This window comes from Thiohalorhabdus sp., from assembly GCF_036628635.1.
Classification (GTDB): Bacteria; Pseudomonadota; Gammaproteobacteria; order Thiohalorhabdales; family Thiohalorhabdaceae; genus Thiohalorhabdus.
In genome coordinates, this window is the sequence record NZ_JAZKRM010000005.1 from 13,133 (window position 1) to 25,335 (window position 12,203).

A 12,203-nucleotide genomic window follows, 5' to 3' on the forward strand; every position below is an offset into this window, starting at 1 on the left:
TACGCAACGGTGCACGCTGCCTGCCCCCGCTTCCCCATGGAACCGGCGTAACCGGGCAGCGGTCGACGCCTTATTTCACCCCGGCTGGCCCAGCCCGGTTGGGAGAGCTGGATCGAGCCGCCAGGCACTGGGGGTCTTACAGCTGGCCAGACAGGGCGGCCAACGCCTATTTACGGGCCGCTTGGCCACTGGCTCCGCCCCTGAAGCTCTATTGTGGCCCATAACCGGGCGGCAATAAAGCAATCTCGGAGCAAGGGCGCCCGGGGCCCGCTACCGCCTAGGACCCCACGACAGGGGATGGGTTCGGCTAGTCCAGGAGCTGGCGCATATGGTCCAGGCTGGCCGCGCCCAGCTCGGCGCTTTTTTCGGGGTCCTCGCCGTTCAGTCGATGCCAGGTGAGCTCAGCCTCGGGCAGTTCGTCCAGGAAGCGGGAAGGCTCGCACTCGAGGGTCTCACCATAGCGGCGCCGGCGCCGGGCCCAGGACAGGGTCAGCCCATATTGGGCACGGGTAAGCCCCACATAAGCGAGGCGACGTTCCTCCTCCAGGGTGTCCGCCTGGAGACTGTTGCGGTGGGGCAGGATCTCCTCCTCCATACCCACCAGGTAGACATAGGGGAACTCCAAGCCCTTGGCGGCGTGCAGGGTGAGCAGGTGGACGCCGTCGAAGGCCTCTTCCTCGTCCTTGCGGTCCAGGGCGGAAAGTAAGGTGAGCCGGCGGACGAAGGCGGCCAAGGGATCCTCGGTGCCTTCATCTCCTTGCTCGGCGTCGAAGCTGGCCAGCCAGTTGAGCAGGTTGTCGACGTTGGCCCCACGGCGCTCGGCATCCTTGTCGCTGTCGGCCCGCTCCGTAACGAAGTCCCGGTAGCCGGCCTCCACCACCAGCTCCGCCACTCCCCCGGCCGGATCGCCGTCGCTGCAACGGACGACGTAATGTTCGATTAACGCGGCGAAGTCACTCAGGCCTTCGGCGGCGCGCTTGGGCAAACCCTCCCGTATTCCCGCATCGGAGGCAGCGGCATGCAGGCTGACACCGGCCTCGCCGGCGGCTTGGGACAACCGCTCCAGGCTCTCCGCGCCCACGCCCCGGCGCGGAGTGTTCACCGCACGCAGGAAGGCCATGTCGTCGTCGGGGTTGGCGAGCAGACGCAGGTAGGCCACCAGGTCCCGGATCTCGGTGCGGTCGAAGAAGGACATTCCACCGTAGAGCTGGTAGGGGATGCCCTGGTCGCGCAGGGCCCGCTCGAACTCCCGCGCCTGGTGATTGGATCGGTACAGGATGGCGTAATCGCCGTAGTGGCTGGCGTTCTGGAAGCGGTGCCGCAACAGCGAGGCCACCACGCGCTCGGCCTCGTGCTCGGCGTCGGAAGCCTCCACCACGTGGATGGCCTCGCCGCCGCCGCGGTCCGACCACAACCGCTTCTCGAACAGGTGGGGATTGTGGCCGATGAGGTGGTTGGCGACATTGAGGATGCGGCCGCTGCAGCGGTAGTTCTGCTCCAGCTTGACCACCTGAAGGTGGGGATAGTCGCACTTGAGGTATTCCAGCAACCGGGGATCGGCGCCGCGCCAGGCGTAGATGGACTGGTCGTCGTCGCCCACCGCGGTGAGGGCCCCCGCGTCCCCGACCAGGTGGCGCATGAGGGCGTACTGGGCGCCATTGATGTCCTGGAACTCGTCCACCAAGAGATGGCGGCATCGCGCCTGCCAGTGTGCCGCAACCTCGGGATGCTCCCGGAACAGGCGGACGGGCAGGTTGATGAGATCGTCGAAGTCGGCGGCGTTGTGAGCGTACAGGGCTGCCTGGTAGCGAGCATAGATGCGCGCCGCAGCCAGGGCCGCCTCGTCGTCGGCCTGCTCCAAGGCTTCCTCCGGGGCCACCACATCCCCTTTCCAACCGGAGATGCGGCCCCGCACTTCCTCCGGCTGGACAGCACCGAATCCTCCCGACTCCTGCATGAGCCCCCGCACCAGCCCGACTTGATCGTCGACGTCGAACAGGGAAAAGGGCTCCCGATAACCCAGCCGCTGGATGTCCCGGCGCAGGATCTTGAGCCCCAGGCGGTGGAAGGTGGACAGGGTCAGCCCGCGCGTGGACCCCCGCGACAGATCGCCCTTGACCCGCTCCACCATCTCCCGTGCGGCCTTGTTGGTAAAGGTCACGGCAATGATGCCCTGCGGCTGCACGCCTGCTTCCTCGATCAGATGGGCGATCTTGGTGGTGATCACCCGGGTCTTGCCCGAGCCGGCCCCGGCGAGGACCAGGAGCGGCCCGTCGGTGGTGGTCACGGCGCTGCGCTGTTGGGGATTGAGCCCTTGCATGGCTTCCTTGATCAAACGGTAGCGGACGATGGGAAACGAGCCCGACTGCACTGGTGCCCGATTGTATCCCACCCGGGACCCAGCCCGTCGATGCCCCCTGCCTGGATCGTCAGAAGTCGAACTGGAACCCAACGCCGTAGTTCTCCAAACGGGTTTCGTTGAAGAACTGACCAAAGGGAATGAAACCATTCAGGTACAAAGCCAGGATCCGGACGCGCTGGTTTGAGTTAGGCACGTCGAACTCGGGGCCAGCCACCAGGCTTGTGGTCACCGCCCAGTCCTGCTCGGCGAAGGCCTGGAAATCGGCGCCGAAGACCCCGTGGGTATGAGTGAGCATGCGGGGCCACCGCAGTTCAAAGCCCAGCTGAGCGGAGCTGCGGTCGATATCGGTTTCCGTCCGAAAGCGATAGGCGCCCGCACCGTAGAGCCGCCAGCGTTGCCCGTGTACGGACCCGAGCACATCCACCGCCTCGAAGGACAGGTTCTCCCGGGTGATCCCGGGGTTGTTCAGCAGCAGCTCGTCGCCCAGATGGCTGCTCTGGTGGTAAAGGCGCAGCCGCGCCGAGAGGGCTCCCTTGCGGACCGTCAGCGGGAAGCCCACCTGGTAGTCGGTATTGATGAGGTTGTCCGAGGAGGTGGACATATTGAACTGGGAAAACGCCGCGGCAAAAAAGCCCACCTGATAGCCATTGCAGGTCCCACGCCGACGCTGGCTCCACAGCCCGATATTGCTGCCCATGCCGACCACCCCGGCGGTAATCTTCCGGCGATCCCCCGAGGGAGTGGGATTGGTCCGAAAGCGCACCCGCCGGAGGTGGCCGTAGAAGCGGGGCTCCTTGAGGTCTGCCAGAAGCGGTCGGAACAGGTGATCACTGGGCAGGAAAAAGCCTTCCACCTCCTCCCTTGCGGGGGCGGGATTGGCCTCGTACCGGCAATCGGCGGGGGTTCGCCCGGTGCTTACCTCCATGGCCCCGGCCGAAGCGGTAAGCAGCCAGGCCAACAACGCGAAGGGGAGATTGGCGATCCGCATGAGATCCTCCTGCAAGGTCGCTAACGCGTTTCTCCGCTTAAGCCTTACCCCAAAACCAGGGCATTCGGCTACCGCCAGCATCGGGTCTCAAGGGCTTTTGGCAAGCCGCTTTTGCTCGCCGGACCAGGCCGCTGGCCCATCGGAAGCCCACGTGGCCTAGCCGCGGGCGCTGGCCGCCTGGCTCTAAAACTGCCGTCTAACCTGCCGTCGTATACCCCTGGGCAAGGCCGCGACCCCCGTCGTGGCCAGGCAAATGGCAAAAAGGAGGACGCGACCACGTCCCTATTCGGCCCATAGATTTCGGGGCCGGATGCCTACGCCCAGTCGGCGTGCTGATGCTGGGCGGGGTTCTGACCGCCGGGTGCGCCGGTGGCATGAAGCACGGATCCGAGCCTGCAAAGGCGACCAAGCAGGAGAAGATCGCCCAGCTCCAGGCCCAAGGTCCCTACGACGGCTACCCGGCGGCCCACCAAGGGGTCGAGCAGCCGATTGGGCTGCTGGGCGGTCCGATAGAGGCCAACGTAACACAGGAAGGAAGCGGGGTGTTCGTGGCCCTGCCTGCCAAGCGCGAGCTGGATTCCGCCGTGTTCGGCACCCCTGCGATGCCCCGTGCTTTTGCCGGCACACCGGGCATCACCGGGGTCCCGCCCATGGTCCGAGGGAGCGAGGACGGCCACTATACCCGTATGAAAAAGGTAAGCCCCTGCGGGGACAAATACGCCGTGATGCGCGGCGGCGAGCTTGAGCTGCAGGCGGTGGACACAACCGCCACCGATGCCGCCACCAGCCAGGACAGCGTGGGCTTCCGCGCCAGCTGGCAGGACAAGGCCGGCAACACCTACGGCGTGCGCTGCTGTGCCAAGCTGGCCACCCACGGCCTGGAATTCCCCACCTTTGGCGGGGTGATGACCAACCACATCCTGCACGGCTCCAGCCGCATCGGGACCACGCTCATGCCCACCGAGCATACCTACCTGGCGTTCTGGGGCATGGGCGAGGTGCGCAAGAATGGCGAGGTGCTAGACAAGCCGCGCCTGGTCCACGGCATGCTTACCGAGTACGTGCGCAGGGAGGCCTACGAGCTCGGCATGGACAGCGAGGTCACTCCCACCAAGCGCCACTTCCATCTCATGGTGGCGCCTATGAAGCCTGTCATGGGTGAGGGCAAGTTCCGGCGCCAGGCGGTGCATACCGGCTTCACCCTGCCCAACAGCAAGGAGCTGCCCTTCTGGCACGTGATGTTCGGCAGCCTGAAGATCCAGGCCCAGCGGGGCTAAAGCCACCCCCTGAGCCAAGGCCGGGAGGCCGGCAGCCCGCCGGCCCTGGCCCTCCTCCCTGGGCGGTATCCCGACACCTGACTCCCAGATGGCTCAGCCGCACTCACTCGGATCCGATTTGCTACGGTAGGCGCCCAATCCATTGGGCGAGCCGTTAGCCTCCGGCCCGGTCCACCCCAAACCTCGCCCGGCAAAGCCGGGCTCCTATAGCCGAAACCGGGCAGCCTGGCTGAACCTTCCGGGTGAATTGGCTATCCGGTTGGGTCAGGAAGTTTGCCCGAATTCAGGCTCGAGTCCTGGGGCAGCGGCCATTGACCGCCACCGGAAGGGCCTCCGATCCGGATCAGGGCTGGTAGCCCCTGCCACAGCCATCATCCCTGAATGAGGCGGATAGGCAGTTCGGGCAACCAGATCCTGACAGGACTTTTGCACTCCTTGGTACAAAAGGTTTTTTCGATGATTGGCCGCTTTGGCTCGGCCCGGGGTGGCCCCCTCCGGGGTCAGGCCGATCCGGCCTGGTTGTCGGGCAGGGTTGGATAATCGGTGTAGCCGCGCTCGTCGCCGCCGTAGAAGGTGGCCTCGTCCCAGTCATTGAGAGGGGCGTTGCGGCGGATGCGCTCGGGGAGGTCGGGATTGGCGATAAAGGGGCGGCCGAAAGTGACCAGGTCGCAGCGCCCTTCCCGGATACGCTCACGGGCCTCGCGGGCGTTATAGGCGCCGTTGCCGATGTAGCTGCGATGGAAGCCCGTACGAATGGCCTCGATGACCGACTCCGGGCGACCGTCGGCATGATTGCCCTGGAACGAGTCCTCCACCACCTCCATGAAGGCGATGCCCCGCGTTTGAAGGGCTACGGCTAGGGCGGCGTTGGTGGCCACGGGATCCTCATCGACCATATCGTTGAAGCTGCCGGTGGGACTGACCCGGATGCCGGTTCGCTGCGTGCCCCAAACGCCCACCACGGCATCGACCACTTCCAGGGGGAAGCGCAGCCGGTTGGCCACCGAGCCACCGTAGGCGTCGGTCCGGCGGTTGCTGCCGCTGCGCAGGAACTGGTCGAGCAGGTAGCCGTTGGCGGCGTGGATCTCCACACCGTCGAAGCCCGCCTCGCGGGCGTTTACGGCACCCCGGCGGAACTGCTCCACCACCTCCGGGATCTCCTCCGTTTCGAGGGCGCGCGGCTCGCCCACCTCCACCATGCCGGAGTCGGCACTGATAAAGGTCATGGCGTCGGGCTTGATGGCCGAGGGGGCCACGGGGCGCTCACCGCCAGGCTGGAGCTCGGGCCGCGAGATCCGACCCACGTGCCACAACTGCAGGTAGATACGGCCACCGGCGTCGTGGACGGCATCGGTCACCCGCCGCCAGCCTTCGATCTGGTCGGTGCTGTGAATGCCCGGCGTAAAGGCATACCCCTTACCCTGCGGCGACACCTGGGTGGCCTCGGTGACGATGAGCCCGGCCCCGGCACGCTGGCGGTAATACCCGGCGTTCAGCGCCGTGGGCACGTCCCCGGGCTGACCGGCGCGGGCGCGGGTCAGGGGGGCCATGAGCACTCGGTTGGGAAGCTGCAGATCCCCAAGGATCCAGGGCTGGATAAGCGGGTCGGGGGCGTCGGTCACATTCGGCTCCCTGGCTTGATGCTGCTGGTTGTGTGTGGCTCAGAAGGAGATCAGCTTGTTGGAGGCCTCCAGATAGGGCAGGGCCTCGGCCACGCCCACCATGGGGATGTCATAAGCCAGGTCGTCGGGAGAGATCTCGTTGAGGTCCAGGGACGCCTTGCAGGCCACGAACTGGGCGCCGTTGGCAACGGCCTGGTCCATGAAGTGCTTTACCGGCTTGCCGCCTTCTTTGGGGTAGGCGTTTTCCGCCTCGCCGTTTTTGAGCAGCACCGTGCCCTGGCCGGTGAAATAGACCACCACGTTCATCTCCTCGGCGGCCGATGTGGCGGCCAGGAAAAAGGGCGAGGCCAGGCGCTTGGGGGTATCGGGGCCGCTGGTCATGACGATGGCGAAATCGATCTGGGATTCGTCCATGGTTGCGTTTCTCGCTGGGCTGTTTCGGTTAATTCCGGGGCCGACGCCCCGTCGGTTTTTTCCGGCACGGGGGCGGCGGTTAGGGCTTGGGCAGCTGGCGCAGGGCCTCGAGGATGGCCGCCGGCTCCATGCGCTTGTTGTAGTCCACCTTGGCGAAGGCGGCCCGGATGACCCCCTCCCGGTCGATGACAAAGGTGGCCGGCACGGGCAGGACATAGCGGCCATCGCCGTTGTAGTCGGCAAGATCGAGGCCTAACTTTTCACGGTACACCCGCACCATGCCCTCGGGCACCCGGAAGAACAGGCGGTAGCCCTTCATGACCCGGTTATCTAGATCGCTCAGGATCTCGAACGAGAAGCCGTCCTCCCGCACCTGCTCCAGCGACTTGCCGGGCTTCTGGGGGCTAACCGCCAGGACACTGGCACCGTGGTCGCGAAAGGCGGAAAGGCTCTCCTGGAGGGCCTTGAGCTCCAGGTTGCAGTAGGGACACCAGGCCCCCCGGTAGAAGGTCAGGACCACCGGCCCTTGCGCCAGCTGATCGGCAAGGCTGACCGGCTCGCCGAAGGCGTTGGGGAGGGTGAACTCCGGGGCCTCGTCACCGACCGCCAGACCGGGATCCGGCAGCTCGGCCCGTACTTGCGCCATCGCCCGATCCAGCGCCTTGCGGTCGGCCGGGCTCAGCTTGCTGTCCCCTTCCGCCGCCCGCTGCTCCTGGAAGGCCTCGATGCGATCGCTCAGGTCGGGAAGCTGAGGCCCCTCCGCGGCCGCCGGGAACGGCCCAAGCAGGAAGAGCCCAAGCACCCAGAGCACCGACCGCTGCATGATGGTTCCCCTATCGGTGGGCAAGGTGACCGCCGCCAGGCTCATGCCGGCGGGTTCCATTCCTTGCCAGAAAAGGCACTGTCCAGGGGCGTGCCCGCAATGTGGTTGGTGTAGTTGGACAAGGTCTTCATACCCACACCCAGGACCACCTCGAGGACGTTCTGCTGGGTGAAGCCGGCCTCGTAGAAGGCCTGGAGGTCGGCGTCGGGCATGTGCCCGCGCTGATACACCACCGCCTGGGTAAACCGGCGCAGCGCTTCCAGGCGCTCGTCCGGCAGGGGCTGCCCGGCGCGCAGGGCCTCGATGGACGCCTGGGGCACCCCGGCCATCTCCGCCAGCGCGGTGTGGGCGCCCATGCAGTAATCGCAGGCATTGGTATAGCTTGCGGCGAGGAGGACCACCTGGCGCTCGGGGCCGGTCAGGCTGGTCTGCTCGAAAAGCTCATTGAGCTTGAAATAGCCCTGCATCAGCGCCGGGGCGGTAGCCATGACGCCGGCCAGGTTGGGAATGAAGCCGTAGCCCTTCTCCAGATCGCGCATGAAGTCACCGGCCTGCGCCGTTACGGAATCGGGCGTATTGACGGGGAAATCGCTCATTTTACTCGCTCCGCTTTGGGTAGTTTACCGGTCATCTATAAAGGGTGGGACATCGGGGTCAACCCGGCCCCTAATCGCTTTACGCGCCAGTCTTGACTACGGATTCATCCGGACCGCAGGCAACACCAACGGCCACCGGGGCCATGCGCCGTATGACATCAGGATCGGCTTGAGTCTTGGCCAGCACCTGCGCGCCCTGGAGGCAGGCCAGGATCTGCTCCGCCCGGCGTTCCAACTCTTGGGCATCGGTTCCGTTCGCGCCGGCCTCTCGGAGCAGGGCAACCAGATAGCCCCGGGCCTGGGCGAAGATACTTGCCACCTGCTCTTGGACCGGGGGATGGATGGCGCCCAGCTCCACGCCGAGATTACCGAAGGGGCAACCGGGGACAACGCCGGACTCATCCCGAAACTCCTCGTGAAGCGCCGCGATGCTTTCAAAAAGGCGGGAAAGGCGGCTTGAGGGCGGGGTTCGGGTATCGCCCAGAGTGGCGTCGAAGCGCTGACGCATTCGCTCCCAAGCATGCTCCAGAGCAGCCAGGACCAGCTCGTCCTTGGATTCGAAGAAATAGTAAAAGCTGCCCCGCTTGACCCCAGCGGCAGTACACAGGGTCCCAACACCTACAGAACCGTAGCTCCGACGCCACAGCTCATCGGCAGCAGCCGCAATCAATTTTTCTTTGGCATCGCTCGGCCGACCCATTGCCATCCCCGTTGACCGGTCAGCTACCCAATTGGGGCCTTGTCTGCGTCGGATCAAACCCGGTGCCACCAGTTCCCGGATCGGCCGCTCACCCAGCCCCTCGGCCATCGCCGCGATCATTCGGGCCAGCCTTCTTTACCGGGGGCGCCAGGCAGGGAGTCGACGAATTGTTTGTCGATCTTGACCCGGCTAACGCGAAGACGGTGGAGGGAAGCCAAGGCGGAGTAGCCGGTGGCGAAGTCATCGTTGGAAACCTGAACGCCGGCGGAGCGGAGCTGGCGCAGATTGGTCACGGTTACCCAATCTTCGGGACCGACCACCACGCGTTCGGTAATCTCGACTCTAGGTTCGCCCCCGGCACCCCAAAAGCCTCCACACGTTGCAGCACACCGGCCACCGGCAGTCGATAGCGCGCACCGGCCTTACCGGCCATTTTGCCAAGCCGGGGACGGATCAAGGCTAATAGTCAGGACCCGATTCGAAGCACCCGCTGCCAAATCCCCTGCGCCTGGGCCGGTGGCTCGCTGGATGCGAAGACCGCCGGATCGATCGGGGTATCGCTGATCAGGTCCCACGGCGGGATGGGATTGCCCCCGACCCGACAAGCGTCTCCGGCCCGCTTGGGATGAAAGGCCTTGATCAGGGAGGGGGCCTCGGGCTCGTCCACGAACACTAGATTGCAGTAATCCCCCCGCTTGAGCCGCCGCATCTCCGCTAGGCGCTGACGGAGCCGTTCGGCAGCCTCATCCGGAGTCAGCTCAACGACCCGGGCGCCACTGCCCGCCTCCGGCAAGGCGGCATACCACGGCCCCGGGGAGGTGGCGACTCGATCGGCAACCTGATCGGCATCGGACCACCGGATGCAGCCCCGGAAGTTACCCCAGTAGCGCTGCTCGAACTCGCTCAAGGCTTACCCCTCTCCTTGCAAAGGTGAGCTTCCCAAATCAAACACGCGGCGGCCCACATCAGCTGGCAACCTTCAGCTTGTGGCTGTCACCGGTCCAGCGGGGGATCAACCAGCCATTCAGGGCCCCATAGACGGCGTGCAGAATCAGGGTCAAGACCAGAAACTTGACCGGGCTTCCCAAATAGAGGACTTCGTCGGCGGCCAATGCATGGGCAGGCCCCCCGATACCGAAAAATCCCCAACCGATGATCGGGGCGAATACCACCATGAATAACAACCATTGGAACCCGGCCACTGCCAGGCCTTTGGCGACGTTGACCCCATCGCCGAACAGCGCTAATAGGATGATCGCCCATCCAATACCGTAGAGGAAGTGAACGATGGGGGCGATGGGTCCGATATTCAGTCCCACGGCTTCCAGAAAAGCCGCCGAAGGGGCCAAATTGAATGGCGCGGCCCCGGTGACCTGAACCCCCAGAACCATAACCACAAAGATAATCAGGCTGCCAAGCAGTCCAACGGCTCCGGCTTTTATCCACCGCATATCTCCCTCCCTTCCGACTCCTTTTTCCACAAGGGGTCGATGGTCTGCCTAGGATGCTTTTCCCGGGGCTGGAGGCAACCGCTCCGGGAAAAGCATCCCCACCTCTGGGCACCCCTGGAAGCCAATCACTTCCAGCAGCAATGGGCAGGGCTCGGGACCGGTGGCTAGCCTCTGAGGCCCCAAGCCCTTGCCCCAAGGGCTTAAGGCCGCACGTAGGTCCAGCCAGCCTTCTGCAGCTCGTTGATGCGCTTGACCCCGCTGGAAACCACATCCACCACGGGGTTCAGATCGTCCTTGGTCTTGCCCATGGCCTGCATGGTGTTGGCGCAGGCCGAAAACTGGACGTTCTGCTGCTCGGCCATGCGCTCGATGCGATCGGCGTGCTTGTTGTCCGCGAGGAACAGCTTGAGGCCCGGCCCGTAGGCCACGACCTCAGACGCCGCCTTTTGGTTGCCATAGGCCAACTTGGTGTTGGCGGCGTTGTTCAGCGCCAGCACCTGGCTCCACTTATCCGAACGGGATACCTGGAAGACGACGAACTCCTCCGCGAACGCGGTGTCCTCCGGGGCAGTCTTGGGCTGAGCCCTGACCGGCTCCGGGTGGTACATGCCCTTGGTTGCCTCGGGCTTGTAGTCCAGGGATTCGGCCTCAACCGCCAGGGGCAAAGCCAAAAGGCCGATCGCCACAACCTTGGTCAGGGTGTTCAAGAGCTTGTCCGTCATCAGTCACTCCTCCTTTGCGGTTTCTGGGTAGCCAGGCGGCCGAGCCGCCCGCTACGCTTCGGGCTGGTCGCGCCTATGCCCCCTTCATGCGCTTGCCGATGGGATGGTCCAGGCTCAGCTTACCGCTTCCCCTGAGCGCCAAGGGCAGCAGCATGACCAGAAACAGCAGTGGAAGCTGCCAGCCGTTATCGCAAACATTGTAGCCGTTACCGGCGTGCACACTGGCCCAGGCCACGATGTCCACGATGATCAGCACCAGGGCCGCTGGTCGGGTAGCCAAGCCCACCAGAAGGAGCGCCGCGCCCACCAGCTCCGCCCACATGACCATGACCCAGTTCAGGGCGTCGGGCAAAAGACCGAACGGAAATGGATAGTCAATCCCGGCGAACCAGCCCGGCGGGGGTCCCCAAGCACCGTTGGCTGAGAACTTCATCACACCCGATTCCCAGAACTCGTATGCCAGCACCAGACGAAGGCCCAGGGGCGCCAGATAGTCCCCAACCCGGTCCATACCCGAGTACAGCCCCAGAATTCGCGGCATTACTTTGCCCATTGCTCAACCTCGCGCTGGTTTTGTTCCTTCCGGGTTTCCCTCGCTCCTGGTGGCGGTGCTAGTCCAGAGGTCCCCTCCTGTCCTAGCCCAGCGAGGCGCCGGCATGCGGCCGCTCGTAAGCCATACGCCACCAGCTCTTGGCATAAGAACCCCCGGGAATCTATCCCGACTCCGACAGGCAGAGATTCTCCCAGGGGACCGTGATGGGAACGGGACGGAGCAGCCCGGCCTGGCCGTTAGCAGGTCCCATCCGCTCAAAGGGCGAGGAAAACGGCCGAGCCCGTGCTCAGGCGCTGGCGCACTTGCCCTCGCCGCACTTGCCCTCGCCGCCCTTTTCGCTGTCCTTGCCCTTGTCGGCGGCGCAGTTGCCCTCCTTGCCCTTGTCGGCGGCGCAATTCCCTTCACCGGCCTTTTCTTCGCCATTGTTGCTGGCGCACTTGCCTTCGCCGCACTTGCCTTCACCGGCTTCGGCCACCATGTAGCCGCTGCCCAGCTCGGCGACCATGAAGGGGTTAGCGCTAGTGGCGGCGCCAGCGTTGGAAGATAGCGCCATACTAATGGCAAAGGCGGTACCGACGGCGCTCAGGTAGGCGGTGTTTTTCTTGAAGCTCATGGACATGGTTTTCCCTCCACAGGAATAATCGGGTCAAAAGACTGTCCGGCTCCAGAAGCCGGCCTTGGATAAGCTATACGCG

At 64.8% G+C, this 12,203-nt stretch carries 14 protein-coding genes; 1 reads left to right on the top strand and 13 read right to left on the bottom strand.

Translation table 11 applies throughout. The annotated features are described in order from the left end of the window. Window positions 1–307: 307 nt before the first annotated feature. Together V5A19_RS02880 and V5A19_RS02885 are read right to left on the bottom strand one after the other, a co-directional pair. On the bottom strand, window positions 308–2,320 hold the full coding sequence (locus tag V5A19_RS02880; RefSeq protein WP_332318227.1) for a UvrD-helicase domain-containing protein: 2,013 nt from the start codon (window positions 2,318–2,320) through the stop codon (window positions 308–310). Between the two features lie 109 nt (window positions 2,321–2,429). Next, window positions 2,430–3,350 carry a DUF1207 domain-containing protein gene (locus tag V5A19_RS02885; protein ID WP_332318226.1) on the bottom strand — a complete coding sequence of 307 codons (921 nt, stop codon included), beginning with the start codon at window positions 3,348–3,350 and terminating at the stop codon, window positions 2,430–2,432. 335 nt (window positions 3,351–3,685) lie between these two features. Between V5A19_RS02885 and V5A19_RS02890 the strand changes: the two genes are divergently transcribed. Continuing rightward, the gene (locus V5A19_RS02890) at window positions 3,686–4,627 is read left to right on the top strand and encodes a hypothetical protein (protein WP_332318225.1); all 942 of its coding nucleotides are present in this window, start codon (window positions 3,686–3,688) and stop codon (window positions 4,625–4,627) included. Between the two features lie 500 nt (window positions 4,628–5,127). Here the strand turns inward: V5A19_RS02890 and V5A19_RS02895 are convergent, their stop codons facing one another. The 11 genes from V5A19_RS02895 to V5A19_RS02945 form a co-directional block, all read right to left on the bottom strand. Further along, window positions 5,128–6,249 (bottom strand): alkene reductase, encoded by a 1,122-nt coding sequence (locus V5A19_RS02895; protein ID WP_332318224.1) that lies wholly within the window; start codon window positions 6,247–6,249, stop codon window positions 5,128–5,130. 39 nt (window positions 6,250–6,288) lie between these two features. Next, entirely contained in the window at window positions 6,289–6,663 is a 375-nt protein-coding gene (locus V5A19_RS02900; protein ID WP_332318223.1) for a DsrE/DsrF/DrsH-like family protein, read from the bottom strand. 79 nt (window positions 6,664–6,742) lie between these two features. Continuing rightward, window positions 6,743–7,531, bottom strand: coding sequence for a peroxiredoxin-like family protein (locus tag V5A19_RS02905; protein WP_332327698.1), 789 nt, complete (start codon window positions 7,529–7,531; stop codon window positions 6,743–6,745). Continuing rightward, complete coding sequence (locus V5A19_RS02910) at window positions 7,528–8,082, bottom strand: carboxymuconolactone decarboxylase family protein (RefSeq protein ID WP_332318221.1); 555 nt, start codon at window positions 8,080–8,082, stop codon at window positions 7,528–7,530. Before V5A19_RS02910 ends, V5A19_RS02905 begins: the two co-directional genes overlap by 4 nt. Before the next feature lie 79 nt (window positions 8,083–8,161). Continuing rightward, entirely contained in the window at window positions 8,162–8,782 is a 621-nt protein-coding gene (locus tag V5A19_RS02915; RefSeq protein ID WP_332318220.1) for a TetR/AcrR family transcriptional regulator, read from the bottom strand. A 116-nt stretch (window positions 8,783–8,898) separates the two neighbouring features. After that, window positions 8,899–9,117, bottom strand: coding sequence for an EAL domain-containing protein (locus V5A19_RS02920; protein ID WP_332318229.1), 219 nt, complete (start codon window positions 9,115–9,117; stop codon window positions 8,899–8,901). 131 nt (window positions 9,118–9,248) lie between these two features. Continuing rightward, the gene (locus tag V5A19_RS02925; protein WP_332318219.1) at window positions 9,249–9,689 is read right to left on the bottom strand and encodes a hypothetical protein; all 441 of its coding nucleotides are present in this window, start codon (window positions 9,687–9,689) and stop codon (window positions 9,249–9,251) included. A gap of 58 nt (window positions 9,690–9,747) precedes the next feature. Continuing rightward, window positions 9,748–10,263, bottom strand: coding sequence for a hypothetical protein (locus tag V5A19_RS02930; RefSeq protein WP_332327699.1), 516 nt, complete (start codon window positions 10,261–10,263; stop codon window positions 9,748–9,750). Between the two features lie 170 nt (window positions 10,264–10,433). Next, on the bottom strand, window positions 10,434–10,955 hold the full coding sequence (locus V5A19_RS02935; RefSeq protein WP_332318217.1) for a DsrE family protein: 522 nt from the start codon (window positions 10,953–10,955) through the stop codon (window positions 10,434–10,436). Between the two features lie 73 nt (window positions 10,956–11,028). Continuing rightward, window positions 11,029–11,466, bottom strand: a complete 438-nt coding sequence (locus V5A19_RS02940) for an HvfX family Cu-binding RiPP maturation protein (protein WP_443081418.1) — start codon at window positions 11,464–11,466, stop codon at window positions 11,029–11,031. Window positions 11,467–11,794: 328 nt separating this feature from the next. Next, the gene (locus tag V5A19_RS02945) at window positions 11,795–12,127 is read right to left on the bottom strand and encodes an HvfA family oxazolone/thioamide-modified RiPP metallophore (protein WP_332318215.1); all 333 of its coding nucleotides are present in this window, start codon (window positions 12,125–12,127) and stop codon (window positions 11,795–11,797) included. Window positions 12,128–12,203 lie beyond the last annotated feature (76 nt).

Coding starts and splice junctions, on each gene's coding strand:
- V5A19_RS02880 (WP_332318227.1), bottom strand. CDS start 2,320: ATGCAAGGGCTCAATCCCCAACAGCGCAGCGCCGTGACCACCACCGAC.
- V5A19_RS02885 (WP_332318226.1), bottom strand. CDS start 3,350: ATGCGGATCGCCAATCTCCCCTTCGCGTTGTTGGCCTGGCTGCTTACC.
- V5A19_RS02890 (WP_332318225.1), top strand. CDS start 3,686: ATGCTGGGCGGGGTTCTGACCGCCGGGTGCGCCGGTGGCATGAAGCAC.
- V5A19_RS02900 (WP_332318223.1), bottom strand. CDS start 6,663: ATGGACGAATCCCAGATCGATTTCGCCATCGTCATGACCAGCGGCCCC.
- V5A19_RS02905 (WP_332327698.1), bottom strand. CDS start 7,531: ATGAGCCTGGCGGCGGTCACCTTGCCCACCGATAGGGGAACCATCATG.
- V5A19_RS02910 (WP_332318221.1), bottom strand. CDS start 8,082: ATGAGCGATTTCCCCGTCAATACGCCCGATTCCGTAACGGCGCAGGCC.
- V5A19_RS02915 (WP_332318220.1), bottom strand. CDS start 8,782: ATGGGTCGGCCGAGCGATGCCAAAGAAAAATTGATTGCGGCTGCTGCC.
- V5A19_RS02935 (WP_332318217.1), bottom strand. CDS start 10,955: ATGACGGACAAGCTCTTGAACACCCTGACCAAGGTTGTGGCGATCGGC.
- V5A19_RS02940 (WP_443081418.1), bottom strand. CDS start 11,466: ATGGACCGGGTTGGGGACTATCTGGCGCCCCTGGGCCTTCGTCTGGTG.
- V5A19_RS02945 (WP_332318215.1), bottom strand. CDS start 12,127: ATGTCCATGAGCTTCAAGAAAAACACCGCCTACCTGAGCGCCGTCGGT.